Raw genomic sequence first — 25,498 nt, forward strand, 5'->3', positions numbered from 1 at the left:
CATTTTCACTGTTTCCCGGCATTGCGCGGCAAACAGCCGGAGCATTATCCCTATTTTACTAGATTAAATTCACGGATATGGGAATAGTGAGATTCGATACGATCGGGCGTCGAATGGGTCAAACGAAAAAAGCGCCATTGCTAGCGCCTTCTGTGATCCCTATGGTACATCGCTCGAACCACTCTTCCGACCAGCCTGGATTAGCAGAAATTTGATTTCTACAATCATTACACAAGATGTTCTTTAAAAAATGGAATAATTTGCTCCAGGGCTTTACCGGTAGCTGCCGCTCCGTCATACAAATCATAATGGCTTGCTCCCTGAACGACCTGAATGCTTTTCTGTTTTGAGGCGGCCTTATTAAACAGCTCAAACCCGTCCCTGTACGATCCAAACGCACCTACTTTATCGCCAACAACTATGTGCAGTGGTTGGGTAAGTAATAATTCCGCTAAATGGAACGCGTCAAAAGACATTGCTTTATCCAGACTGTCCACACGTAGATGGTTGGGAGAGTTCGGATGCTGCCCTCTCGGTGTCTGGTAATAATCAACTGCTTCTATGATATCAATATCATTTAACCCGGCAGCTTTTCTGTCTTCCTGTGAATTAGGTCTGTAAACTGTAATGGCAGGTTCGGCACCTCTTGCCTGTGCGGTACGTTGCCTGGCTATTCCCTCCAAGGTTTTTATAGCCGCATCGGCAGAAAAGTCTCCTTCGCGAAGCAAACGTCCATAATTCGCGCCAACTACCGTTACTACCGCTCTGAACCTTCTTTCAGTCATTGCTGCATTTGCAGCGTAGCCACCGCCGCCACAAACACCCAAAACGCCGATCTTCTCTTCATCTATGAAGTTTAATGTAGCCAGGTAGTCTGCTGCACAACGAAAATCCTCTACGCGGATTGCAGGGTCTTCCAAAAATCTCACTTCTCCGCCGCTTTCTCCCTGATTGGATGCGTCAAAAGCCAGCGTGATAAATCCTGATTCCGCTAACGCCTTACCGTATATGCTTCCTGCTGTCTGCTCCTTGCAACTGCTTATGGGGTGCGCACAAACAATAGCCGGATATTTTTTTGTTTCATCAAAATCTTTCGGAAACTGTAAAATACCTGCCACATCCCAATTTCTGTTTTTGAATTTTACTGCTTTCATTTCATTCGTGTTTAAATGTAGTTTAAACAGTACAAAGATATTTTGACAGGCAGGCTTTAGGCTTACAGTAATTACGGGAAAGCTTTAAATATTTACTGATTCCGGAAAACACTTGGAGAAATACCTGTTTCCTTTTTGAAAAACGTGGCGAAGTAGGAGGGATATTCAAACCCCAGGCTGAAGGCAATTTCACTTATACTTAGAGAGGTTGTTCTGAGTCTGTTCTTTGCTATCTGAACGATTAGCTGATGTATATGTTCTTGCGGCGAACGTCCTGTATAGTGCTTTATGAGGTCGCCGAAGTAATTGGAAGACAAATTGGCCATATCCGAAAAATAAGACACCGAGGGCATTTTTAGCGCATTCTTTTCATCATCATAGTATGCTTCGAGATTTTTATAAAAGTCAGCTACGGTAGTGTTATACAATTCTTCCCTTGTGTCAAATTGTCTGCTGTAAAACTTCTGAATATACAACAGGATAAGCGACGCATAGGAAATTACAATATCCTTGGAGAAATTTTCATTCCGGTCAAATTCTTTCAGGGCTTTTTGAAAAAGGTCAGTAATCGTTTTTTCTTCTTCTTTGGTTATGAATAGCGCCTCATGATTATTGTAGTATGTAAAGCTGTATTCTTTGGCGATTTTCCTGAACAGTCCCGCATCAATAAGGATATGATACCCTGATATCTGGTGCTCTATATCCCATTGAAGGAAATCTCCCGGTTGGTCGAGATACACAAAAGCATCTGCCTGGTCGAGCATTGTCTGACCAAAATTCCTGGTTTTATCAAAGTTCAGTTTAATTGCAAGAAAGTAAAAACCAAGCTCTATGGGAGCGGATACTCTCCTCATCAGCTTTTGCTTCTGATATTCCACCAAATGGATATGATTGTTCTTGTAACCGCTTATATTGGTGTATTCAAGAAAGTCCTTTATATTATATTTTTTCTTCAAAGTATTATCCGCTATCCACAAATTTAAAAATTAACAATGTTAGCTGCTTCAAGTTTTTACCTGAATGTTTTTAGTTTTTACTGCTTTACCGGCAATAGTCCGTCCGATTACCGGAAAAATCTTCCGAAAAAGTAAAATCCATACCAGCCCGTTAATTCTGTTCTATTTTTTGGTTGCACACTCACCGAACTTGCGGGTATAAAACCGCTGACCATGAAGTGGATTACCCGTGAGCGGCCCAAAATCGACCGCATCGCCTGTCCGTGGCTGATTGCCCGGTTCATAGATCCGCAGGCGGAAATCATCTACGTGCCCGCGCCGGAGGTCATCTCACGCGCTGCGGCGCTGCAGGCCATTCCATTTGATGTGCCGGATGTGGAATATACCCACTGCGGCGACGAGTGCACCTTCGATTATTTCCTCAGGAAGCACGCACTGGAAGATCCCGCCCTGCAGCAGCTGGCGGTAATCGTCAGGGCGGCCGATACCGACCGGTTCGGCCTGGCTCCGCAGGCGGCCGGGTTGTGGGCCATTTCCGCTGGGCTTTCCCATAACCACACCAACGATCATGAAATGCTGGAGATCGGCAGGAAGGTGTACGACGCCCTCTACAGCTGGGCCCGCTACCAACAGGAGGAAAAACACACATGGCAGTACAAAAAATAAACGGCATGGACAAAACCACACCCGCTTACTCGCTGCGGGACATCGTGATCTACTTCCTGAAACTGGGCACCTGGGGCTTTGGTGGTCCTGTAGCGCTGGCAGGTTATATGCACCGCGACCTCGTGGAGCGCAAAGGCTGGATCAGCGAGGAAGACTACAGGGAAGGACTGGCGCTTGCCCAGCTGGCTCCCGGGCCGCTGGCCGCACAGCTCGGCATCTACATCGGCTACGTACACTATAAAGTGCCCGGCGCAACGCTGGCCGGCCTGGCATTCGTGCTACCGTCTTTCCTGATGGTGCTGGCGCTCGGCTATATATACACGTTATGGGAAGGCATCCCCTGGATGCAGGCCGTTTTCTATGGCGTAGGAGCGGCGGTGATCGGTATCATCGCCATGAGCGCCTACAAGCTCACCCGCAAGTCCATCGGCACGGATAAATGGCTGATCGGTATTTACCTGCTGTCGGCCATATATACAGTCTGGTACGAAACGGAAAATGTCTGGCTGTTCCTGGGTGCGGGCGTGCTGTACTGGCTCGTAAAATCGCCGCCGAAACGGTTCTGGCTGCCCGGCCGGGGAACTGCGCCGTCGCTGCTGTTGCTGCCGGCCTTGCAAAGCGCGGGCGCGACGGCATCCGGCGGCACGCTTTGGAAGATCCTGCTGTACTTCACCAAAGCCGGCGCTTTCGTGTTCGGCAGCGGGCTGGCGATCGTTCCTTTCCTGTACGGTGGTGTGGTGAAGGAATACGGCTGGCTGAATGAACAGCAGTTCCTGGACGCGGTGGCGGTGGCGATGATCACGCCGGGGCCGGTGGTGATCACCGTGGGATTCATCGGGTTCCTGGTGGCGGGATTTCCCGGCGCCTGCGTGGCCGCCTTTGCAACATTCTTCCCCTGCTACCTGTTTACCGTATTACCGGCGCCTTATTTCCGCAAGTACGGGAAGCACCCCGGTATCAAGGCCTTTGTGGATGGCGTGACTGCCGCAGCCATCGGTGCCATCTCGGGCGCCGTGATCGTATTGGGCAAACGCTCCCTTACCGATGCATGGACCATCGGGCTGGCCCTGGTGACGGCACTGGTGCTTTACCGCTTCAAGAAAATCCCCGAGCCGCTGATTATCCTGCTCGCAGCCGTGATCGGTATACTATTGAAAACGATTAAAGGAGCACTGTAGAATGACTTCATACAATGTACATTTTCCCATATAAATGGAGCGTGGCGTACGATAGAGTCCTCCAATACAGAGAGTACACGGCTTTTGAGGTGGACGGTGAGGAATTTAATATTTCGCCGCTAGACGAAGATAAAACATTTTGTGTAGCAGATTTTACTTCTATCGCTCAACCAAATTTTAAAGTAAAGGCGACACCTCCTTCCAGGAAATAAGTTATAAACAAAGACGAGGAAAAATACAATTCTTAATATAGAGGTATTCTCTCATTCCTTACAATCTTCAACCAACTTATACGGAATAATTCGTGAAAACCGTGCTACTACACGATCTTAAACGAACAGAGGAGCGATTGCTCGCTCCTCTGTGATCCCGCTGGGATCTTGACAACTCCAGCGAAACACCCGCCACGAGTTGAATGTTATATGTTGACAGGCGCCCGCATCAACCGGTGACTCAACGAGGTGAGACTGTAACTCTTTCAGTTCGTGAAAGACGGCAGGCGAAGCCGGGACGATACCTTTCCCGTTAAGGTATGATGTTGCGAATAGTCCTTTCCTGAGAATGCAGCTATCATCGGCAGTAAAAGGCAGTGTTTCGCATGCGGCCGTATTATGGTTACTTTGCTTCATTTTTGTTGAAAATAAGAATGCCTGCCGCGCCCAGCATTGTCACGAATATGATAAAAGGCATTACTAACAAGGCCCATTTAACGGGGTTTGCCGGTTGGAAATATTGTGGAACGTGTTGAGCCCAGTTTTCCCCAATCACGGCGCTGTCACCGAATATTTTCGGGAAGAAGTGCAGCTTCTTGTTTTCATGGAACACGGCAGTGCTGTCCAGGTAATGCAGGTGTTGTTCCAGCCCGGTGCCGGCTATGCCGGTAAACTGCAACTGCGCGTGCATGGGTGGGAAGAACAGTGCCGTTGTGCCGGCAGACTGCTGACGCTGCCGGAGTTTGCGCTGCATTGCTTCACTGTCTGGAGCGGATTCATCGTCGCCGAGCTGCTGCATGGCATAGTACCACATGTAGTTGAATTTCGGGCTGTTCCATACATAATTCCTGAATTGCGGATAGTGCCCGAAAAATGCCTGCATTGTACTGTCTGCATTTTTGTCCCATTTGGTATGATAACCGTCCCGCTGCTTAATAAAGGTGCTGTAAGCCTCTTTAACCGGGTAGCGTACCGTCAGGTAATTATTGATAATGGCCGGCACCAGCAGGCAGAGCATTACCCAGGTACACAGCAGCAACAATGCGCTAACGCTGCTGCTACGGCGAAGGGCTATTACCAGGAAGCTGACTGCAAACCAGCAAAGGATATACAGTACGGCGGTGACAATGTAAGCCGCCAAACGTTCGCTCGGCGGCAATCCGATGATCAGGATCGCCAGTGCAAGCAGGGTGAATAGGAGCGCCAGCACAACGATCAGCCTGATACCGAGTTTCTGGAGAATAAACCTTAAGGGTTGATTCACCTGCACTTTCACGAGCGGCCAGGTGCCAAGCTCGCTTTCCTGCGACAGCACGTTGAAGTTGAAAGCTATGATCAGCAGGGGAAAGAAGAACAGGATTACAAAGCTCAGGTCGAGGTTACCGGTCAGCTGATTATAGGGATTGTACAGGCCGGTATCGTATCGCTGTCCTTCCAGACCGCGGATGGTCAGGTATTGTATGGAAGAATTCACATCCTGTTGCCCGATGGCCAGTGCCGTAACAGGATCTGGCGGGTTGATGTAGGCAAACCGGAGGTAATACATTAGCAGGCCGAATTGGTCCTGTACGTACTCGACATTCCGTTCGATCTGCTCTTTTTGGAGCTGCGTCACCGCTTCAATGGCCGCCTGTTGCTTTTCAAGGAACTGTTTGCCAATGAATATACTGACAATGCCAACAAGCAGGAAAAGTACCAAAGCGATGATGACCGACCTGCTGCGTATAAAATTCCTAAATGCTAAACGATACATATTTTAAAGTGCTTTAGCTTTTCCAGCGGTGAAATAAATAAGGGCAAAGGACAGGACGAGCCAAGCCAACATAGCGGAAATAGCCAGTTTCTCCTGTTGCACCACGGCAGGCACCGGCTGAAAGCCTTGCCTGAAGTCTGCGAACGCAGTCCAGTGCTCTCGTCCGAGGCTATGCGACTGCCCATCCTTTGCCGGCCTGGTGTTGCTGATGTGTTTTATCTGGAGCCCGTTCATGGTTTGCGCCAGCTTATACCGGTATGCTTCCGTCTCGTTCTGGAATTTGCGGTAGGCCTTGAAGTCCGTACCGCTAAGCGCCATGCTGATGTTTTTAATGCCGGAAACGGGATTGATGAACGAGGAGTAGTTGCTCAGGTCGTTTTGCCGTTCAAAAAGACCGTAGAGCGCCTGAAGGTGGTTGTTATATACTTCCGCGCTCATCCGTTCGCCTTCCTGCATCTGGAAGCCGCTGTAGTTGAAAGACAGCTGCTGCACTGAATCTGCCTTGTTCGCTTTCAGCACCGAATCTTTTAATCGTTTAAAGTGAGGGTCATTGGGATTATGACTGTCCCCGATCCTTAGAATGTCCTTTTCCACAGCGGCATCGAACTCGATCTTGCAGGGAGCGGGATGCAAAGCGCTGCCGATAGCCTGGAGTGTTTTCGGTAATACTACCGCCATCAGCAGCCAGATACCCAGCAGCTTCAGCAAGGCTGCCCGGCTGTTGTTACTGCCTGTGGAAATGCAAATGGTCACCACGCTCACCAGCCACAAAAAAACAAGGATGCCCAGTAAAATGCATATACCCCGTATAAATACATGTCCGTCTTCCGGCAAAGAAGCCTGCAGTAAAAGCTGCGCGCCGGTTGCCAGTAATACCGGCAGCAGGAAAAGTAGCGCCAATATGAACAGACCCAGGATGTTGCCCAGAATAATCGACCGGAAACCCGCGCCCTGGCTCAGCAGTATTTTCAATGTTCCATTCTCTCTTTGCTGCGCCACCGCATTGAAGCCGAGGAAGAAGAGCATCAGCGGCAGCACGATCTGTGTGAGCATAGACAGGCTGATCTCTCCAAACCGCAGCAGTCCGGTACTGAACCCGGCTTCACTGAAGTTGATAGTGTTTTGTTTATGCGCTTCGAGGAATACTGCGTTACCGATATAGCTTTCCATTCCATAGTCGAACATGCTCAGGGGATGTTTCTGCCGGAAGGCGAAGGTTCCGAAATGCGCCATGCGGTGCGGGTGCTTATCCGGGTTGGCCTCCCAGCTTTGCCTTGCCTGCTGCTGGAATTGCTGCCGCATCGCATTCTGGACGGTATAGGTCTGGTAGCCGGTTACTGCGGCATACAGTACCAGCAGCACCCACACCAGGTAAACCGCGGCCAATGCCCTGTTTCGGATGATGACCTTTAAAAAGTGACCGGCTATGATTTTTGTTTGTTTCATCTTTTTACTGATTTCAATTTGCTTCATACAACCAGATTGCACCTAGAAGGTGTAGGTGGCTGTCAGCATCGCACTTCTCGGCGCGCCGGGGAACAGCCGCTGGTAGTTCTGCGCGCCTATCCAATAGGTTTCGCTCAGCATGTTATTGACATTTACCGCTATCTGCATATTGCTTTTACCCGGCGTATAATAGAGGGCCAGGTCCAGCAGGGTGTAGGCGGGTGTCGTGAAAGACCTGTCGAACCAGGGAACCCGGTTGCCGTTGTGCTGCAGCCCTGCCCCGACGCCGAGATCTTTCAGCAAGCCGCCGGTGCTGAAGTTGTAGCGCGTCCAGAGGTTCGCGCTGTTATAAGGAGTATTCTGCTTACGGGCGCCTTTGAGCGTCGGGTTATTGTCTTCAACGATCCTGGCGTCTATGTAACTGTATGATGCAAACACCTGCCAGCCGGGCAGCAGGTGCCCGGTAAGGTCTATTTCAAATCCCCGGCTGCGCTCCGCCCCACGAGTGATCATGGAATCAGGGAATGCCGGGAGATTGGCGTTCATCAGCAGGTTTTGCTGATTGATCTCATATACTGCAGCGTTGACGCTCAGCCTGCCCTTCCACAAGGTGGCCTTCATGCCGAACTCTTTCAGGTCACTGACAAGCGGTTTAAACCGGGAAGCGGACTGATCCGTCCAGAAATAGCTGCCGGTGCCGGGCAGCAGCGTAACGGTATTGCTCTGCGGCTGATACCCTTCCAGGTAAGTGCCGTAAACATTTACCTGCTTCGTGACCGCATAGGTAACGCCGATGCGCGGCAACAGCTTGCTGTTGGTGAAAGAAAGTTCTCTCGGCGCTTTATAATTGGTGACGTCTTCAAACCACTCCTGCCGCAGGCCCAGTAACACGATCAGCTTATTCCAGCGGAACTGTTCCTGCACATACAAAGCGTTTGTGGTGGTCAGCGCCGCGGGGATCGCCACACGGGCATTCATACTGTAATCGCTGATGTTCCGGATGGTGTACGATGGGTTATTAAGGTCAAAATGGCTCACATTGGGTTTGGGCAGTACCGTGCCGTTGTAGGTGATCGTCTGGTAATTGGCGGCATTTGCCGGCACAAAGGAGCCAATCACCGTGCCGTCTTTTAGCAGGAATCCCCTGGCCGAGTTCTGGCCCCCGCCTTTCATTTTGCGCCAGCTGCTGAGATCGTATCCAGCAAGGAACTCATGCCTGGATGCGCCGGTGAAAAACCGGAAATTGAAATACATATTGAGATTATCCGTGTTCCAGTTTTGCTGCCTTTGCACAAACTGCATTCCTACGAGGGAGGGAACCGGTTCATTATTGATATTGCGTGCATAGGCGTTGGTGGTCCTGTGTTCCTGGAGATCTTCCTGCCATGTTTGTTTCATGTAGGCCACATTGAGGCTGACCGCTTCGCTGAGTTTGTGCGACAGGCTGCTGGTAATGATGAGCTCCTTCGACCTGAAAAAATCGCTGGCCGCACCGAGGTTGAGGCTGGCAGGCGTGCTCCGGAGATCGGTTTTCCCGGCAACGGCGCCGAAGATAGGCTGGCCCCTGTCGAGGTTCCCCTCCATGTCGCTGTAAATGATCTCCACGTTCACAGCAGTCTTATCATTGGGAATGTAGGTAAAGGAAGGAGATACCAGCAAGGCATTATTCCGCACAAGGTCGCGGTAGCTTTGCGCCCGCTGGTACGCGCCATTGAGCCGGTAAAGCAATGTCTTTTCTTTATTGAGCGGACCGGTGAAATCCAGCGCCCCCCGGATGGTGCTGAAGCTGCCTGTGCTCAGGCTGATCTCTTTCCTGTTGAAGGCCAGCGGCTTTTTGGTCACCAGGTTGATGCTCCCGCCAGGGTCAACGCTGGCAAAAGTGGCGCTGGCCGGCCCTTTTAACACTTCAACCCTTTCGATATTGGCGGTGAGTGGCTGCAGGAAGTAGTATTGCCGTGTACGCATGCCGTTGATGATCTGTCCTTCTTCATTTTGACTGATGCCCCGGATGGAATACTGGTTATAAAAACTGGATGGGATCACGCCCGGAATAACTTTCACTGCGTCCGCAAGTTGAAACGCCTGCCTGTCTTTGATGATCTCCTTGGTAACGGTGCCGATGGACTGTGGCAATTCCATATTAAGAATGGCGGTGCGGGTGGCGCTGAAGCTGTAGTCGCTGTTGTATTTTTTCACGGAACGCCCCAATACTTCCACGGCCTGCAATTGGGCGGATTTCGACAACAGCATTACGTTATACTCCGCGTTTTGGGATATTGACAGCCATTCGTGGGCCGGTTCGTGCCCGATGGCGGATATCGTTACTTCAACTTTGCCGGCGGCCAGGTTGCTGACGGCGTAGTACCCCGTGCTGTCTGTTACCGCAGCCTGGGTACCCGATTTTTGACGGAAAGTGACAGACGCGCCGCCAACCGGTTGATTACTTTCATTTTTTATCAGCCCTTTCAGCGAATGCTGGCTGAAACCAGATGAATAAATGGTGAGAAACAGGAACAGGAGTAAAAATTGTTTCATTGGTTTGAATTGAAGATTTGCCACGATGGTTCATGGTGTTGATGCAACCGTTACCGGATGGGTAACGGTTTTGGCATCGGTCATACTTTTTCGGGTATAAATACCCGTCAGATGGTTTCCAGATAAAGCTGTTGCAATTCAATTGCTGAAATGCCGCTGGTACTAACGGTATGCACAAGGCTTCCCTGCTTCATGATCCCGATACGGGTGCCAACATTGACCGCGTTAAAAATATCGTGTGTAGCCATGAAGATGGTTTTTCCATCCGCGGCAAGTTCTTTGCAGATGGCGGTGAACTCTGCTGTGGCCTTGGGATCAAGGCCGCTGGTGGGCTCGTCCATAAAGATCACATCCGCATTTTTAGAAAGTGCGATGGCAATCCCTACTTTTTGACGCATTCCTTTACTGTAAGCGGCCAACCGCTTGTTATGCGCTTCTGTTTGCAAGCCGGCTTTGTTCAGGAAAGCTGCCAGAGCCACGCTGGAATACGTAAAGCCAGCCAGGCGGCTGAAGAAGTCGAGGTTTTCCAGGCCGCTCAGGTTACCGTAAAGCTGCACCACTTCCGGAATGTAGGCGATCATCTGTTTTGCCGCGCTGCTATTAGGCGTTACTTCAACCCCTTTGATCAGCGCTTTTCCACCGCTGGCTTCCAGGAAGCCAAGGAACAGGTTGATGGTGGTGGTTTTACCCGCTCCGTTTTGCCCAAGCAGGCAGAATATTTCACCGGCATGGATGCTCAACGAAAGTTCCCTGAGCGCCGTGTACTGCTGATAGGTTTTAGTAAGGTTTACAGCTTCTAATACTACAGACATAAAATTGATTGGATATTTACAGGGTTAGTTCCTGCACACGGTAATACCGCAATCAAGCATACCGCAGCGGTAGCATGAAAGTCCTGTGCGCAGAAAAAATGCATATCGTGGAATGATAATTAATATTGATGCGCCATTGGCAGCCCTTCATTAATTAATAATCATTCAAAAAAGAGGAGGAAAATTATGCAGTTGGTGAGCCGCGTGTATTGTACTGGAGTACGGACAGGCTGGGAATACTTTTGTTGTATAAACCGAAATAGGGCAGAAATTCAGTTTTGTTGATCACCTCAAACCACACTCCGCCAGGTATATAGGAAGTATAAGAATGGTCGCAAATCAGGCAGGAACGGGCAGCCTTTGCAATCTTTTTTTCCGGTGCAGGAAGTTTGGTTGCACAATGGGTGTCGCTATCGCAGGAATGTGAATGCCAGAGCGCTACGGGAGTTATAATGAACCCGTATAGCAACAGTAGTAATACCGCTAATATGCGCTTGAATTGACGTTTCATTCCTGTTTTAAAATGTAACAATGTTGCAAATATAACATTTCCGGTAATAAATCACCGGAATTTTTGTGTTGATCGGCCACCATAATGAGATAAACTGGATTCAGTGAATGGCGAGGGCATAGGCCCCGATAAAATATCAACATCCCAACGAAAATATCAAAAATCTAAAGTCTCAATATGCTTGATGAAATTCATTTGGAGAAATAAAACTGAAATAGCTGCGATTTAATCTGACAGCTAGGGTTAATTTTAGTAACCACACTTTCAATCAACCCTTTAAAACTGCCAGACATGAATGTAGCTATTTCAGCTTATCACACCTTCGCGAATCTTATGGTACAAAACCCGAACCTTTTCATAACTGAATTGCACAAAAATGGCATTATAGCGGGTACTGTGATTATTCGCTCAATAAGAAATCTTATGAAAGATCAATATTGCCCATTATAAAAGACCTATAAAGAATAGCTGTTAGAAATTGAACATATCATTGATCGCTTCAACTTCAATCATTGCGGTTAATCAATGTCGCTATCTGATTGATGACATGTTGAGACTCTTTCAAACCCGTTAAAACCATCCAGACATGGAACATTTTTGGGTATTCAAAATAGTTGATTGAAATGTCCTGCCCCTTCATTTTCTGTTTGAATTTTCTCGAATCGGCATGGAACAGGTCATGGGTGCCAATAAATAGCGAAATTTTCCCCAATCCGGAAAAGTTCCCGTAAACAGGGCTTACCCTGTAATCTGTTGGATGTAGCTCGGCTGCGTATAATTCTCCAGCCATTTTAAGCCCTTTTATACCAAGCAGCTTATCTTTCTTGTCAATTTCAATTATGTCCGGATTGCTCATGGTAACGTCAAGCCAAGGGGAATTCAAAATGATTTGTGAAGGTTGTGGCTTGTTTTCGTCTCTCAGTTTCTGGGCAAAGCCCAATGCAATACCACCACCACAAGAATTGCCCATGAAAATAATATTCTCCTGTGATGTCTCAGAGAGCACCACTGGATAGAGCTTCTCAAAATAGGCGTAGACATCGCTGTAATTCGATACCGGCACCAAAGGGTAATCAGGTACTACAATTGAACAGTTGGTTTTGACCAATAACTCCTGGATGAAACGCCAATCATATTTTGTTAAGTTCGAGATATAACCGCCACCGTGTATATAAAGAATTACTTTGGATGAGGCATCTTGTTTAGGCTTGAACATCCAAACCTTTCGATGGTTTATTTCCGTTACCTGAGTTTGAAAATCGGACAGTAAAACCTTGGGGGGCTCCACGGCTTCTGAAGAAAATCTATTGGTTCTGATACGCTTTTCAATGGTGTTTTTTTTCCCGAGCACTGTCATCAATGACTGCAAAAACTGCGATTTGAAACTTGGGGAAGGGTTGTGAACATAAGTAATTGATGTATTTGTTTGTGATTTGCCAGCCATTATTTTTGTAGTTAATAAGATCAATGTTAATAATGCACGTACATTCATTCTTTTTTTCTACAAAAATAATTGAGGATTCAACCCTGGACAATGAACCCAGGTTAAGAAATACGCCTCCTTATTCTGCTTAATGCCTGTGGTGTAATGCCAATATAAGAAGCGATATATTGCAACGGGATTTTTTTGATCAAATCAGGTTGTTCTGTGAAGAGATTTAAATACCGCTGCTCCGCCGTGTCATTTAAGAGCGAAATTTCCCGTCTTGCCTTTTCTAAAAATAGTTTTTCACTCGCAAGTCTGCCAATTAGGTTACCTCTTTCCGTGTCTTGAAATAACATTTGCACATCATGATACGACACTCGCCAAAGTGTGACTTGAGTGATAGTTTCTATATGATAAACTGAAGGCAACCTGGTAATGAAAGAATCATATGCTCCAATGAAGTCATTTGAAAAAGTAAGTTCAAAAGTAACCTCTTTATTTTCCTTTGGGATATAGTATCGTACAATGCCTTCTTCAATAAATGAGACGTAGTTCTCCACTTCACCTTTCTTTAAGATGAGTTTTTTTTTCGGAAATTCCTGCCGAATAAATTTAGAAGAAATAATCAACCAATCTTGTTCAGAAAAGTCAGTATAGTTATTTTGAAAAAAAATCCTAATCTGTTCCATTGTCAAGGCAATTTCTATCTAATCCCATATCATGAAGATTCTAGTCTCAAAAGAAATACACTCCAATACTAACGACACGCCAACCCGCATAAAACCAAGTAAGCAAGAATTGCGAAATCGCACTTTGATAGACTAACAAATAGACCAAAATAGCAAAACCTGCGACTAGCGCAGGTTTTAAGCCTATTATGTGATCCCGCTGGGACTCGAACCCAGGGCCCATACATTAAAAGTGTATTGCTCTACCAACTGAGCTACGGAATCAATTACCCTTTTTTCGTTTTGGGATTGCAAAGATAGGAATTATAAATTCCAATCCAAATAATTTTTAAAAATAATATGCTATCAGCTCTTTCTCTTCACGTTAAACGCTTCTATTTCGCTGATCAGCTGCGCCCTTCCTTCCTCCGGCCGGCTCAGAAAAACCTGGTGGGTGCCCTGCGGCAGCACCACTATTTTTTTCTTCGGCGCGTTCACCAGCTGTTCTTCGAGTGCGACAATATCCTCCGGCCGGCTCCAGGTATCCCGCGCGCCGCGGATCACCAATATCGGCACCCGGATGTCGCGGGCATGCCAGAGGCCTTTGCCCTGCGCGGTGTAGAATGCTTCCACGCGGTAGCCGCCGGGCACTTCCAGCACACTGTCCGGGTAAAAGCCCACGGCCGTGGCGGCATAGGCGTTCGCAACGGCGGGGTCGTAGAAACTGTCTTTTTTCCACGAAGCCAGCAGCGATTGTTTGGTGGCGCGCCGCATCGACGAGATGGCCACGTAGTTGAACTGCGTGGTGTCGTTGCGGCTGCGGAACGCTTCGTCGTACGCCCAGGGGGCTTTCACGTTGTAAAGACTGTTCAATAGTATGAGCGATGAAATTTTATCGGGGTACATGCAGGCGTAATAGCCTATCCACTGCCCGCCCGTAGCCCAGCCGAAGAGGCAGACCTGTTTCTTGCCGGTTTTGTCAAGGATGTAATCCACCACGGCGTCGATATCATGCGAGGCTTCCTTGCTGCTGCCGGCGATCACCCAGCGGCGGGAAGTGTCGTAATCGGGACGGGTGGATTTCTCCCAGCCGCGCACATCCATAATGAACACATCCATGCCTTCCTGCGCCAGGTCTTCCGCCAGGGAACCACCGGGAACGGGCAGATCGAACGAGGCCACGCCACCGGGGCCACCGCCATGCACCAGCAGAATGGGCGGTTTGCGGCTCTTCTTGCGGGCCTTCACCTCCCGCACGAAAATCTGTACGCCGGGATCACTGGCGATCATTACATCGGTGCGGGTAACGCTTTTCTGGGCGTGAACGGTTTGTGAAAACAGAAAGGGGACGACAAGCAAGGTTTTCCACATAAGTTTACAGACGCTGGTGGCCCCAAAAATAATGCAAAATGTGCAACATCCCTAAGAAACAACCCTAAGCCCGGGCGAAAAAACTATAATGAATAGCGAAAAAGCAGGCATCCCCATCACTGCTTTTCAGTAATTTGTGCAAACGGTTGCATTAATAACCGGGCAATTAAAATTCCATGAACGCCTGTATAGGGCAACGCCGGCGGAGCGCTTATTTCCGCGTATCCGGCCTGCAAAAAAACACACCCATGAAAAAGATCACTGCCATGCTCAGCTGCCTGCTGCTCGCACAGAGCCTGCTGGCGCAAAATTCCACGAACGACGAAAGAATGAAATGGTGGCGCGAAGCCCGTTTCGGGATGTTCATCCACTGGGGCGTATACGCCGTGCCCGCCGGCACCTATAAAGGTTTCCCCATGAACAGGGGAGGCGGGGAGTGGATCATGAACCGCAGCAAGATTCCCGTAGCGGAATACCAGGCCTACGCCAAACAGTTCAACCCGGTGAAATATAATGCGGAAGACTGGGTGCTGATGGCCAAAAACGCGGGCATGAAATACATCGTGATCACCGCCAAGCACCACGACGGGTTTGCGCTCTTCGATTCCAAAGCCAGCAAATGGGATATCGCCGATGCCACGCCTTACGGCAAAGACCTCCTCCAGCCGCTGGTGGCCGCCTGTAAAAAACACGGCATCAAACTCGGATTCTATTATTCGCATGCGCAGGACTGGAACAACCCCGGCGGATCCGCCGCCCGCAAAGACATGCGGGAAGGCTGGCCCAATCCCGACTCCGCGAAGGTTGACGCCTATACCAAAGCTCACAACGGCCATTGGGATCCCGCACAGGAAACCAAAACCTTCGACCAGTACATCAACGACGTTGCCGTGCCGCAGGTGAAAGAACTGCTCACCAACTACGGCGACGTGGCGGTACTGTGGTGGGATACGCCCACGGGCATGACCGACGATGCCGCCAAAAAACTGCAGGCCCCGCTGGCATTGCAACCGAACATTATTACGAACGACCGCCTGAAACGCCCCAACTTCCCGGGCGACTATAAAACGCCGGAGCAGAAGATCCCGAACCTCAGCGAGCTCGACGGCCGCGACTGGGAAACCTGTATGACGATGAACGGCACCTGGGGCTTTAAAAGCTATGACCACAAGTGGAAATCCGTGGAAACGATGGTGCGCAACCTGGTAGACATTGCCTCCAAAGGCGGCAATTACCTCCTGAACGTTGGCCCCACCGCGGAAGGCACTTTCCCCGAGGAATCCATCAAGGGCCTCCAGGGCATCGGGGAGTGGATGAAGGTGTACGGCGAAGCGATTTACGGCACGAAAGGCAATCCCCTCCAGCCGCAAACCTGGGGGCGCATCACCCGCAAAGGCAACACGCTCTACCTGTCCGTATTCGAATGGCCCGCCAACGGCCAGCTGGCAGTGACCGGCCTCAAAAACAAGGTGAAAAGCGCCCGGTTGCTGAACAGCCGGGAAGCCGTGAAATCCAGCGCGGGAGCAGATGCGGTTACTTTCAGCCTGCCCGCCAGGGCGCCCAATGCCATCGCTTCGGTGATCAAGGTGGAGCTGGAAGGAAATCTATAATTTCCTTGGTTTGTTCATAAAATTGATTTTACTTTGTATCTCAAAGTGAATAGAAGGGAGTCAAATCCCTTCTCTTTTTACCCACTTACTTTGAAACACAAAGTACTTTTTATGAAAGCAATTAAAGATAAACTATTCGATCCGGCCTACCTGACCTATTTATCCCTTTTGCTGATCAACCTGATCGTTTACTGGTTTACGGAAACCTACCATCCCTTGCCGGGCAAAGCATTGCCCATTTTCTGCGTGCACTACGCCAGCGCGGTGATCGCGATGGGGATGTACTTCACCCTGCGCCGCGACAGGAGGGAAGGGGTATTCAGCGTGATATTGCTCCTCTTCACCATCAGCTGTTATGCGCTGAACAGGGAGGTGGAACTGTTCGATCAATCCACGGCCTGGTTCAATGCGTTGCTGCTGACGGTATCGGCCAACCTGCTGCTGGTGCGGTACCGGGAGTATTTCCCGCGGGCGCTGCAGTATGCGAACAGTTTCCTGCTGGGCGTGGCGGCGGTGGTGTACGGTTATCTCTCCATATACCTGCTGCCGATGTACCCGATCAGCATACCGGCGCTGATAGCGCTGGGCCTTTCGGTGCACACGTTCATCCCGCTCATTCTCACGGTGCATGTGGTATTGATCATCCGCAAACAACTCCCGGCCGCGGGCAACCGCTGGATGTTTGCGGCGGGTATGGCGATACCGCTGGTGGTGGTGATCGCATTTACCGTCCGTTTCAACGAAGAAACCACGCGCCTCAACCGCATTTTCAACCGGCAGCTGGCCAACAGCAACGACCTGCCGGCCTGGGTGGAAGCGGCCATGCGGGTTGAAAAAGGCATGGTGACGGACCGGGTGCTGAAAAGCGGCTTCACCTACCGCAAACCGCTGTCGCTGGACGGACCGTTCTTCATACCGGAACGCCGCATGAACGAGCCCCTGGTGCACGATCCGCTGGTGACCATCGCCATGAACTTTTCACCGGAGCTGCAGCTCGACGAAGAAAGCCGCATCCAGCTGCTGGATACGCGTTTCAATGCCCGCCACGCCACGCAGGAAAGACTCTGGGGCGGCGATCACCTGAAAACCATGTATGTCAACACCCGGGTGCAGATCTGGCCCAGACTGCATCTGTCGTACACGGAAAAAATGATCTCGGTATCCAACACCAGCGCACAACGGCGAGAGGAAGCGATTTATACATTCCAGCTGCCGGAGGGCGGGGTGGTGACCTCGCTGTCGCTCTGGATAAACGGGAAGGAAGAAAAGAGCATCCTGACGACCCGTGAAAAAGCGGACTCGGCCTACCGGACGATCGTGGGCGTGGAAAAACGCGACCCTTCACTGGTGCGCTGGCAGGAAGGCAACACGGTGTCGGTGCGTGTGTTCCCGGTAGACGGGCAGCAGACGCGCCAGTTCAAAATCGGCTTCACCGCCCCGCTGGCGGCAAACGGCAAACTGCTCACATACCGCAACAGCCCGTTCAAAGGCCCCCGGGTACAGAATGTACCGGAAGATGTGATGGTGGAATTCATGAGCACGCCCGTGAATCCCACGGCCCCGCAATATTTCCAGCGGACGGGCAACCTCTACACATCCGATAAGGATTACCAGCCCGAATGGAACATCACCTTCCACGACGAAGGTTTTCATAACGCGTCCTTTTCCTTTAACGATAACGAATACACGCTGAAACCATATGCGATGCAGCGTGTGCCCGCGGTGACGGATGCGGTATACCTGGATGTCAACGCTTCGTGGACGATGGCGGAATGCGAACAGGTGATCAAAATGGCCGGCGGCCGGCCGGTGTATGTGTGGACCGGGCAGCAGATGGCCAGAGCCGACAAAAGCAGCCTGGCGGCGCCGCTGCAATTCAATTTCAGCCTGTTCCCCGTTCACCGCATCCCCAACCCGGCCACCGCATTGCTGGTCACCAAAAGCACCGGCATTTCGCCGCATGTCAGCGAGCTGGAAGGCAGCGATTTCAAAAAGGGCCTCGCCCGCTGGCTGGCCCGGCCGGAGCAGCCGAAAATCCGCCTGCTCGACCTCGGCCCGGAACTGAGCCCGTACCTGAAATCCCTCAAGGAGCAGCGGGTGTTCCGCTATGAAAAAGGCGGCCTGCTATTGGTGAAGGTGCTGCTCGACAGCGGGCAGTTCGCGGCGGACATCGAAACGCCTTCGCAGGTAGTGATCGACGAGGCGAACCTCATCATCGGAAAGAAACCGGGCACGGGGCAGAACAGCGCGCCCGACCATCTGATGCGCCTGTTCGCCTACAATCACATCATACAGCAGAAGGGCAGGGGCGCCATGCCGGATTCGCTGGTGGCCCTGGCGCAGGAGGCCTACGTGGTAACGCCGCTCACGAGCCTGGTGGTGCTGGAAACACAGAAAGATTATGACCGTTTCGGCATCAAAGACAGCGGCAACAGCCTGAAGAACGCGTCCGCCAAAGCCGACGGCGCCGTGCCGGAGCCGCATGAATGGGCCCTGATCATCCTGGTGGTATTAACCCTCTTATACGTAAAATTCAAACCGGTATGGAACAGGTCAAACGCCTGAATATCCGCATGGCGGCGGCGCTGCTGATGCTGGGGGTGTACCTTTTCATCACAAGGTATGCGCTGCGCGAATACATTCTCTGGGATTCGCCGGGGTTTCTGCTGGGGCTGGCGGCCATCCCGCTGGTGCTCACCGCCAACCCGCAACAGAAAAGAAGCCTGCGGTTCTATTACGCCGCCCTGGCCTGCTGCGTGCTGGCCTGGCTGCTGCCGGCAAAAACGCTGCTGTATGGCTGCGTGGCGCTGGGTTTATGTTTCCTGGCCGATAACGTATTCGGCAGGATCAATGCCTTGCCGCTGCTGGCGCTGGGCCTGATGGCGCCGGTTTGCGACTATATTACCCGCATCTTTACATTCCCTATCCGCCTGCAGCTCACTCAATGGGCCGCCGGCATGCTAAATGCGTTGGGACTGCCTGCCGTGGCGGAGGGGAATGTAATGATGTACAACGGAGCTTCCTTTTCGGTGGAAGCCGCCTGCATGGGCCTCGGCATGATGGTGACCTCCATGCTCTGCGGCCTGATGCTGCTGGGCATTTACCAGAAAAAATACGGCCTCCAGGTTTCGTTTGCCAAAGTGTGCGGGCTGCTGGCGGGCATTTTCGTTCTCAACGTGATCAGCAACCTGTTCCGCATACTATTGCTGGTAGTGCTGCACCTGCTGCCGGACGATCCGATGCACGAGGCCACCGGCATCCTCTGCCTGGTAGCCTATGTGCTGCTGCCGTTGCTGTGGTTTTGTCCGTGGCTGGTGAAACGTTTCGGCAAGCCCCCTCAAACAAAACCCGCCAGAAGGGAGACCGACCGCTTTATGCTCATGCTGTCGCATCTCTGCCTGGCTGGCTGCATCCTGCTGGTAGCATACAAAACAACCCTGCCCGGCGCCGCAACGCCCGCAGCCGCCGGCCTTCCATCCATGCCCGGTTACGCCCTCCACACCCTGCCCAACAACGTCACCAAGGCGGAAAACGATACCGCCCTCGTATATCTCAAGCCGGTGGGCGGTTTTTACCGGACAGACCATCATCCCACCATCTGCTGGCAGGGCAGCGGCTTTGCTTTTAAACAGGTGAAGGAAGAACAGGCGGGCGGCAGCACCATTTATACCGCCATCCTTCAAAAGGGCGGGGAACGGCTGTATACCGCCTGGTGGTACGATAACGGAAAAGCACAAACGATCTCGCAATGGGAATGGCGCTGGAACGCGCTCCGTTATGGGAACGATTATACGCTGGTGAACGTTACCGCGGCAACGCCGGCTGCTTTGCATGTGGAGACATTACGCTGGCTGGCGAAAAATAAAATGAGCGGGAGAGGAGAGATGTAATTTTCGCGGAGGATAAAATACATCCGCAGGACCCTTTATTCTACTGCGCCGTTGTTGACCACCGCAGCAGGGTTCTGGTTGAACATTTTGGAAAGAATATCATACAGCTCGGGATGATGCTCCTGCATGCGGGCGGGATTTTCAAAGAAATACTCCGACACCACGGCCAGGAACTCGCTTTCGTTCATGGCCGCATAAGGATTGATATCGGATTGGCCGGTTTCGATCCTTTTTATTTCGGCATGCATCACCTGCAGCCAGGGCATGCTGTAGCGGTGCTGCAAGAGGGACTGGGGCATGCCGTCCACCGTACCGTCCGTTTTGTCGACGAGGTGCACGAATTCGTGGATGGCCGTGTTGCTTTTGTCGGTGATTTCGGAGAAACCGCCGCGCAGGGCACTTTTGCTGAGCAACATCTGCCCGTTTAAAGGACCGCTGCCCACCATTCCCATGATAGACCGGCGGTCGCCTTCGAACTGGTATTTTTCGTCGAACGTATCGGGGTAGAGGATAACATTGGTCAGGTTGCGGTATTTCCAGCCCGGGAACGCAAAAATGGGTATCACGGCGCTGGCGGCGATCAGTACACGGTCGAGATCGTCCACATCCGTACCGACGCCTTCCACGGTCACATGGCCCATGAATTCAGTGACTTCCGAGGCAAAACGTTTTTTATCGGCGTCATTCAGCTGGCGGTAATATTTCACATGCTGCGCCAGCATCGATTCCACACCCTCCGCCGGCTTCACGCGCGGTTTGCGCCAGAACCACCAGAAGAGGAACAGGACAATTACGATCGGTATCAATACGGCTATCATACAACCAAATGTCGCAATTCACGCGCAGGCTACCAACATTTTCCGGACAATATTGTTTATATTCAGTAAAACCTAACCGTCCGTACATGCCGCGTTGGATAAGAATTTCACTCATTTCCGCTGGAAGCCTGCTGGCCCTGGTGATCGTATTATGGCTCATCCTGGCCCTGGTGATGCGCAGCCGCAAACAGGCCATCCTTTCCGAAATCACGCAACAGCTCAGCGAAACCATCGACGGCGACCTGGTGATCCGCGATATGGAACCCTCACTGCTCCGCGGTTTCCCGAATATTTCCGTGACCCTGAAAGATGTGACGCTGAAAGACAGCCTCTTTAACCGCCACGGCCATACACTGCTCGACGTCAGGGAGGTTTTCGTGAAAGTGAACCCTTTCGCCATCCTTCGCAACCAGGTCGATATCCGGCAGATCACGCTGGAAAACGGCGCCATTTACCTGTATACCGACAGTACGGGGTATTCCAACACCTACCTGTTCAAAGGCAAAAAGAAATCGCCGTCCGCCAAACCCAAAGAGCCCACCATCCGGGATATCCGGATGCGCAATATCCTGTTCACCTTCGAGAACCAGCCCAAATTCAAATTATACCGCCTCGATATCCGGTCGCTGCGCGGTGATATGGACTATAAAAACGGCGGATGGGTGTGCCGGGTGCGGAAGGAAATAAAAATCCTCGACCTTACTTTCAACACCTCCAAAGGCAGTTACGCCAAAGACAAAACGCTCACGGCCGACGTGAAAGTCAGCTGGGATAAGGTCAAAAAGATCCTCAACATCGCCGAACAGCCCTTCCGCTTCGACGGGCAGCCGGTGAAGATCGCCGCGGAGTTCAACCTTTCCACCCGGCCCGCTCATTTTAACCTCCATATCGCGGCGGAGAGCATCCCGTTCCGGATGGCCACCTCGCTGGTAACGCCGAATATTTCTTCCAAGCTCGACAGTCTCGATTTTGAAAAACCCCTCAACGTTTACGCCGATGTGCGCGGCCGGATGCAGTTCCGCGATACGCCCTATGTACGGGTAACCTGGAATACGGACAACAACGTGATGACCGGCAAAAACATTTCCCTGGAACGGGTCGGCTTCAAAGGCGCGTTCCTCAATGAAGTAAACCCCAACATGGGGCATAACAGCGCCAATTCACGGTTAAGTATATACGACTTCCGGGCGGAATTCGACAGCATCCCGGTTTCGGCGGATACCATCCGCGTGCTGAACCTGCAACAGCCGGTGCTCACGGGGCGTTTCAAATCACAGTTCCCGCTCACCCGGCTCACGCATCCCATCGGCGCGCACCTGTTCAATTTCACGAAGGGCACTGCGCTGGTAGACCTGGAGTATGCCGGCGGATGGGACCCGAAAGACACGGTGGCCGGTTATATCAAAGGCGTGGTGCAGATCAAAGACGGCGGTTTCGTATACGTACCCCGCAACCAGACGGTGCAGGAATGCCAGGCCACGCTCGACTTCACCGGCGCCGACCTTTATTTCCGGAACGTGCGCCTGCGCAGCGGCAGCAGTACCATGCAGCTCGAAGGCAGTATCAAAAACATGCTCAATTTCTATTTCGCCGCGCCGGAGAAAATACAAATGGACTGGACGCTGAACAGCCCCCTCGTGAACCTCAACGAGTTCCAGCGCTTTTTTGTGAAACGCGACCGCAAGCAGGCTGCCGCCTCCAGAAACCAGCGCCACAAGGCTTCCCGCGTGCTGCGGCAGCTGGAAGTGGTGCTGGAGGAATGCAGCGTGAACATACAGCTGGCCGTCAACAAAATCCGCTACCGCCAGTTTGCGGCGGACAATGTGCGCGCCGGCCTGCACCTGTCCAAAGAGCAGGTGCGCGTATTCGAGGTGGCGCTGCAAACCGCCGGCGGCTCCATGGTGGTGAACGGCCACATCGACCATGCCGGCAACGGCAATGATAAGTTCAGGATGGACGCCCGCATCCGCCAGGTGCAGGTAGACCAGCTGTTCCGCTCGTTCGAGAACTTCGGGCAGGATGGCATCGAAGCCAAAAACCTGAAAGGCACCTTTTCCGCCACCGCCAACATCACTGGCGGCATGCGCGAAGACGCCACCGTAAAGCCGCATTCCATGTTCGGCTCCGTGACCTTCGACCTGAACAAAGGCGCCCTCGTGCATTTCGAGCCCCTCGAGAACCTCGGCCGTTTCGTGTTCCGCAAACGGGACATGAGCAACATCACCTTCGAGCGCATCCACAACACACTCGATATCCGCGGCAACAAAATCATCATCCGTCCCATGCTCATCGCCAGCAGCGTGCTGAATATACAGCTGGAAGGCGTGTACGGCATGCCCAGGGGCACCGATATCAAAATGCAGGTGCCGCTCCGTAACCCGAAAAAGGACGAGCTAGTGACCGATGCCGACGAATTGCGGAAACGCCGTAAAAGCGGCATCGTCATCAACCTTAACGCCGTCGACGATGGCAGCGGAAAGGTGAAGCTGAAACTCGGAAAGGGGAAGGATGAGCCCACAAATGAGTAAATAAATCCCCACTACCACATTTTCAAACCCTTTACTACAGCCACTTCTGCAGGCAGGCGCTTTTTTTGCTGCATCTATCCGTAATCATTTTTTATTCATCTCTAAAACAGCCATGATGGAACCGAAAAATCTGCAGGACAAAAAAGTGGCGGTACTGGTTGCCGATGGATTTGAGGAATCGGAATTCACCAAACCCATCGAAGCTTTAAAAGCAGCAGGCGCCACCGTGGAAGTTATTTCCCTGAAAAAAGGATCCGTGAAAGCATGGGCGCACACCGACTGGGGTGGCGAATACCCCGTGGATAAAACAGTGGATGCCGTACAGTCGGCCGACTACGATGCGCTGGTATTGCCCGGCGGCGTGATGAACCCCGATCTGCTGCGGGTCAACAAAAAGGCGGTGGAATTCGTCAAAGGCTTCGCCGACGAGGCCAAACCCATCGCCGCCATCTGCCACGGCCCCTGGACGCTGATCGAAACAGGCATGGTGCAGGGCCGCAAGATGACATCATATCCTTCGATAAAAACTGACCTGGTGAATGCAGGTGCAGCATGGTCCGACCGGGAAGTGGTGGTCGACAACGGGCTTGTCACCAGCCGCAGACCGGACGATCTGCCGGCTTTCTGTGAGAAAATGATTGAGGAAATTGCAGAGGGACAGCACCTTTCAAGATCCAGAGGCGTCCATCAGTTAGGTTAACCCAAAGCGGGAAGGCGGTTTGCAAAAGTCGCCTTCCTGTTTTTACAAGCGCCCCGCGCCACGTTTTGGAAAAGAATGCGTAAATTTATACACAACAGCTATTCACCTAACAAATTGAATATCACCCCTTTCATATTCCAGCAAGGAATTTGGCAATATCACCGTAAAACAGATGCTATGGACCAGGAACACGAAATGGACAAACCCCAGGCGGGGTACATGTACGAAAACTCTACCCTCATCAACGTATCGAAGAACGGCCGTATTTTATCCGCCGCCGCAGGCGCTGCCCTGCTGTATTCCGGTATTTGCGGCATCGGCAAAAAGCCTGTAAACGGTCTTTGCCAGGTACTCGCCGGCGGTTACCTGCTGTACCGCGGTATTTCCGGCAATTGCCCCATCAAGGCCATGATCGAAGGCAACGATCACGCGCATCATGCAAAGGCCATCAACATCCGCACCTCCGTGCTCGTGGACGCGCCCATTGCCGACGTGTATGCCTACTGGCGGCAGCTCGACAACCTGCCCGCATTCATGGGCCACCTGCACGACGTGCACCTGCTCGACAACCACCGTTCGCACTGGACCGTGAAACTCATGGGCGACCTGACCCTCGAGTGGGACGCGGAAATCGTGGACGAACGGGAAAACGACTTTTTCGGCTGGCGCTCGCTCGAAGGAGCCACCGTGATGAACGCCGGGAAGGTGCGGTTCAGGGAAACACTGAGCGGCGGCACGATCATTTACGTGACGATATCATACCGCCCGCCCGCCGGGTATGCCGGCGCCGGGCTCGCCAAACTGCTGAACCCCGCGTTTGCGCGGCTGGTGAAGCACGATGTCAAGAACTTCAAACATCACCTCGAACATCTTTACGGTTGACAAACGCAAGAAACCCCGGTGATTCCACCGGGGTTTCTTTTTTCACAACCAACATCCTGTATGCTATGGCCTGAATGTTTTAAATGTATCCGGTTTCGGCTGGTTGGACGTGTCACGGTCTTTGTGTTTGTCTTTCTTTTTCTTCTTCTTGGTAGAGTCCTGCGGATTATCCGGTACCGTGTCGAGCGCGTTCCAGCTTATTCCGTCCGTATGCGAAGGAGCCGGCTGGCTGGAGAAGCTGCTGCTTCCCTGGGCCATAATAAACACTACAAAAATTGTAATAATACCAATAGGTGTGATTCGCCATTTCATAATAGAAAAGTTTTTATGTTGACAATTGCATTAAACGGTGATGTCTTTGGTTTGCGGCAAAATCCGCTCC

20 protein-coding genes and 1 tRNA gene are annotated in these 25,498 nt (G+C 51.6%); 8 read left to right on the forward strand and 13 right to left on the reverse strand.

Annotation, left to right across the window (positions count from 1 at the left end; genetic code table 11):
* Positions 1–227 precede the first annotated feature (227 nt).
* On the reverse strand, positions 228–1,154 hold the full coding sequence (locus EGT74_RS13820; RefSeq protein WP_123847178.1) for an alpha/beta hydrolase: 927 nt from the start codon (positions 1,152–1,154) through the stop codon (positions 228–230).
* A gap of 92 nt (positions 1,155–1,246) precedes the next feature.
* Positions 1,247–2,131, reverse strand: a complete 885-nt coding sequence (locus EGT74_RS13825) for a helix-turn-helix domain-containing protein (RefSeq protein ID WP_123847179.1) — start codon at positions 2,129–2,131, stop codon at positions 1,247–1,249.
* A gap of 192 nt (positions 2,132–2,323) precedes the next feature.
* Here EGT74_RS13825 and EGT74_RS13830 point away from each other — a divergent pair, with 192 nt between their 5' ends.
* Together EGT74_RS13830 and EGT74_RS13835 are read left to right on the forward strand one after the other, a co-directional pair.
* Complete coding sequence (locus EGT74_RS13830; protein ID WP_123847180.1) at positions 2,324–2,776, forward strand: chromate resistance protein ChrB domain-containing protein; 453 nt, start codon at positions 2,324–2,326, stop codon at positions 2,774–2,776.
* Between the two features lie 5 nt (positions 2,777–2,781).
* Positions 2,782–3,954 carry a chromate transporter gene (locus EGT74_RS13835; protein ID WP_123847181.1) on the forward strand — a complete coding sequence of 391 codons (1,173 nt, stop codon included), beginning with the start codon at positions 2,782–2,784 and terminating at the stop codon, positions 3,952–3,954.
* Between the two features lie 615 nt (positions 3,955–4,569).
* Here EGT74_RS13835 and EGT74_RS13840 read toward each other — a convergent pair.
* The 9 genes from EGT74_RS13840 to EGT74_RS13880 all read right to left on the reverse strand — a co-directional run bounded on the left by EGT74_RS13840 (position 4,570) and on the right by EGT74_RS13880 (position 14,688).
* On the reverse strand, positions 4,570–5,919 hold the full coding sequence (locus EGT74_RS13840) for a DUF3526 domain-containing protein (protein ID WP_123847182.1): 1,350 nt from the start codon (positions 5,917–5,919) through the stop codon (positions 4,570–4,572).
* Positions 5,920–5,922: 3 nt separating this feature from the next.
* Entirely contained in the window at positions 5,923–7,365 is a 1,443-nt protein-coding gene (locus EGT74_RS13845) for a DUF3526 domain-containing protein (protein ID WP_158618146.1), read from the reverse strand.
* A gap of 42 nt (positions 7,366–7,407) precedes the next feature.
* The gene (locus tag EGT74_RS13850) at positions 7,408–9,900 is read right to left on the reverse strand and encodes a TonB-dependent receptor (RefSeq protein WP_123847184.1); all 2,493 of its coding nucleotides are present in this window, start codon (positions 9,898–9,900) and stop codon (positions 7,408–7,410) included.
* 107 nt (positions 9,901–10,007) lie between these two features.
* On the reverse strand, positions 10,008–10,712 hold the full coding sequence (locus tag EGT74_RS13855) for an ABC transporter ATP-binding protein (protein WP_123847185.1): 705 nt from the start codon (positions 10,710–10,712) through the stop codon (positions 10,008–10,010).
* 184 nt (positions 10,713–10,896) lie between these two features.
* Positions 10,897–11,223, reverse strand: coding sequence for a hypothetical protein (locus EGT74_RS13860; protein ID WP_123847186.1), 327 nt, complete (start codon positions 11,221–11,223; stop codon positions 10,897–10,899).
* Between the two features lie 505 nt (positions 11,224–11,728).
* On the reverse strand, positions 11,729–12,715 hold the full coding sequence (locus EGT74_RS13865) for an alpha/beta hydrolase fold domain-containing protein (RefSeq protein ID WP_123847187.1): 987 nt from the start codon (positions 12,713–12,715) through the stop codon (positions 11,729–11,731).
* A gap of 53 nt (positions 12,716–12,768) precedes the next feature.
* Positions 12,769–13,338 carry a Crp/Fnr family transcriptional regulator gene (locus EGT74_RS13870; protein ID WP_123847188.1) on the reverse strand — a complete coding sequence of 190 codons (570 nt, stop codon included), beginning with the start codon at positions 13,336–13,338 and terminating at the stop codon, positions 12,769–12,771.
* Between the two features lie 191 nt (positions 13,339–13,529).
* Positions 13,530–13,602, reverse strand: a tRNA-Lys gene (locus EGT74_RS13875).
* A gap of 81 nt (positions 13,603–13,683) precedes the next feature.
* The gene (locus EGT74_RS13880; RefSeq protein WP_123847189.1) at positions 13,684–14,688 is read right to left on the reverse strand and encodes an alpha/beta hydrolase; all 1,005 of its coding nucleotides are present in this window, start codon (positions 14,686–14,688) and stop codon (positions 13,684–13,686) included.
* A gap of 248 nt (positions 14,689–14,936) precedes the next feature.
* On the opposite strand from EGT74_RS13880, the gene EGT74_RS13885 reads away from it, so the two are divergent.
* From EGT74_RS13885 to xrtN, 3 genes are all read left to right on the forward strand, one after another.
* Positions 14,937–16,298 (forward strand): alpha-L-fucosidase, encoded by a 1,362-nt coding sequence (locus EGT74_RS13885; protein ID WP_123847190.1) that lies wholly within the window; start codon positions 14,937–14,939, stop codon positions 16,296–16,298.
* A gap of 111 nt (positions 16,299–16,409) precedes the next feature.
* Positions 16,410–18,863: an XrtN system VIT domain-containing protein gene (locus tag EGT74_RS13890; protein ID WP_123847191.1), complete on the forward strand. Its 2,454-nt coding sequence runs from the start codon at positions 16,410–16,412 to the stop codon at positions 18,861–18,863.
* Positions 18,842–20,188, forward strand: a complete 1,347-nt coding sequence (gene xrtN, locus EGT74_RS13895; protein WP_158618148.1) for an exosortase N — start codon at positions 18,842–18,844, stop codon at positions 20,186–20,188. Before EGT74_RS13890 ends, xrtN begins: the two co-directional genes overlap by 22 nt.
* A 35-nt stretch (positions 20,189–20,223) precedes the next feature.
* Here the strand turns inward: xrtN and EGT74_RS13900 are convergent, their stop codons facing one another.
* Positions 20,224–21,006: a M90 family metallopeptidase gene (locus tag EGT74_RS13900; RefSeq protein WP_123847193.1), complete on the reverse strand. Its 783-nt coding sequence runs from the start codon at positions 21,004–21,006 to the stop codon at positions 20,224–20,226.
* Positions 21,007–21,092: 86 nt separating this feature from the next.
* Here EGT74_RS13900 and EGT74_RS13905 point away from each other — a divergent pair, with 86 nt between their 5' ends.
* From EGT74_RS13905 to EGT74_RS13915, 3 genes are all read left to right on the forward strand, one after another.
* The gene (locus EGT74_RS13905) at positions 21,093–23,534 is read left to right on the forward strand and encodes an AsmA family protein (protein ID WP_158618149.1); all 2,442 of its coding nucleotides are present in this window, start codon (positions 21,093–21,095) and stop codon (positions 23,532–23,534) included.
* 115 nt (positions 23,535–23,649) lie between these two features.
* Positions 23,650–24,234, forward strand: a complete 585-nt coding sequence (locus EGT74_RS13910; RefSeq protein ID WP_123847195.1) for a type 1 glutamine amidotransferase domain-containing protein — start codon at positions 23,650–23,652, stop codon at positions 24,232–24,234.
* Positions 24,235–24,411: 177 nt separating this feature from the next.
* The gene (locus EGT74_RS13915; protein WP_158618150.1) at positions 24,412–25,116 is read left to right on the forward strand and encodes an SRPBCC family protein; all 705 of its coding nucleotides are present in this window, start codon (positions 24,412–24,414) and stop codon (positions 25,114–25,116) included.
* A 63-nt stretch (positions 25,117–25,179) separates the two neighbouring features.
* Here the strand turns inward: EGT74_RS13915 and EGT74_RS13920 are convergent, their stop codons facing one another.
* Positions 25,180–25,428, reverse strand: coding sequence for a hypothetical protein (locus EGT74_RS13920; RefSeq protein ID WP_123847197.1), 249 nt, complete (start codon positions 25,426–25,428; stop codon positions 25,180–25,182).
* Between the last annotated feature and the right edge of the window lie 70 nt (positions 25,429–25,498).

This window comes from Chitinophaga lutea, from assembly GCF_003813775.1.
Classification (GTDB): Bacteria; Bacteroidota; Bacteroidia; order Chitinophagales; family Chitinophagaceae; genus Chitinophaga; species Chitinophaga lutea.

Coding starts and splice junctions, on each gene's coding strand:
- EGT74_RS13905 (WP_158618149.1), top strand. CDS start 21,093: ATGCCGCGTTGGATAAGAATTTCACTCATTTCCGCTGGAAGCCTGCTG.
- EGT74_RS13870 (WP_123847188.1), bottom strand. CDS start 13,338: ATGGAACAGATTAGGATTTTTTTTCAAAATAACTATACTGACTTTTCT.
- EGT74_RS13885 (WP_123847190.1), top strand. CDS start 14,937: ATGAAAAAGATCACTGCCATGCTCAGCTGCCTGCTGCTCGCACAGAGC.
- EGT74_RS13910 (WP_123847195.1), top strand. CDS start 23,650: ATGGAACCGAAAAATCTGCAGGACAAAAAAGTGGCGGTACTGGTTGCC.
- EGT74_RS13820 (WP_123847178.1), bottom strand. CDS start 1,154: ATGAAAGCAGTAAAATTCAAAAACAGAAATTGGGATGTGGCAGGTATT.
- EGT74_RS13830 (WP_123847180.1), top strand. CDS start 2,324: ATGAAGTGGATTACCCGTGAGCGGCCCAAAATCGACCGCATCGCCTGT.
- EGT74_RS13855 (WP_123847185.1), bottom strand. CDS start 10,712: ATGTCTGTAGTATTAGAAGCTGTAAACCTTACTAAAACCTATCAGCAG.
- EGT74_RS13865 (WP_123847187.1), bottom strand. CDS start 12,715: ATGAATGTACGTGCATTATTAACATTGATCTTATTAACTACAAAAATA.
- EGT74_RS13900 (WP_123847193.1), bottom strand. CDS start 21,006: ATGATAGCCGTATTGATACCGATCGTAATTGTCCTGTTCCTCTTCTGG.
- EGT74_RS13920 (WP_123847197.1), bottom strand. CDS start 25,428: ATGAAATGGCGAATCACACCTATTGGTATTATTACAATTTTTGTAGTG.
- EGT74_RS13850 (WP_123847184.1), bottom strand. CDS start 9,900: ATGAAACAATTTTTACTCCTGTTCCTGTTTCTCACCATTTATTCATCT.
- xrtN (WP_158618148.1), top strand. CDS start 18,842: ATGGAACAGGTCAAACGCCTGAATATCCGCATGGCGGCGGCGCTGCTG.
- EGT74_RS13880 (WP_123847189.1), bottom strand. CDS start 14,688: ATGTGGAAAACCTTGCTTGTCGTCCCCTTTCTGTTTTCACAAACCGTT.
- EGT74_RS13860 (WP_123847186.1), bottom strand. CDS start 11,223: ATGAAACGTCAATTCAAGCGCATATTAGCGGTATTACTACTGTTGCTA.
- EGT74_RS13845 (WP_158618146.1), bottom strand. CDS start 7,365: ATGAAACAAACAAAAATCATAGCCGGTCACTTTTTAAAGGTCATCATC.
- EGT74_RS13915 (WP_158618150.1), top strand. CDS start 24,412: ATGGACCAGGAACACGAAATGGACAAACCCCAGGCGGGGTACATGTAC.
- EGT74_RS13890 (WP_123847191.1), top strand. CDS start 16,410: ATGAAAGCAATTAAAGATAAACTATTCGATCCGGCCTACCTGACCTAT.
- EGT74_RS13840 (WP_123847182.1), bottom strand. CDS start 5,919: ATGTATCGTTTAGCATTTAGGAATTTTATACGCAGCAGGTCGGTCATC.
- EGT74_RS13835 (WP_123847181.1), top strand. CDS start 2,782: ATGGACAAAACCACACCCGCTTACTCGCTGCGGGACATCGTGATCTAC.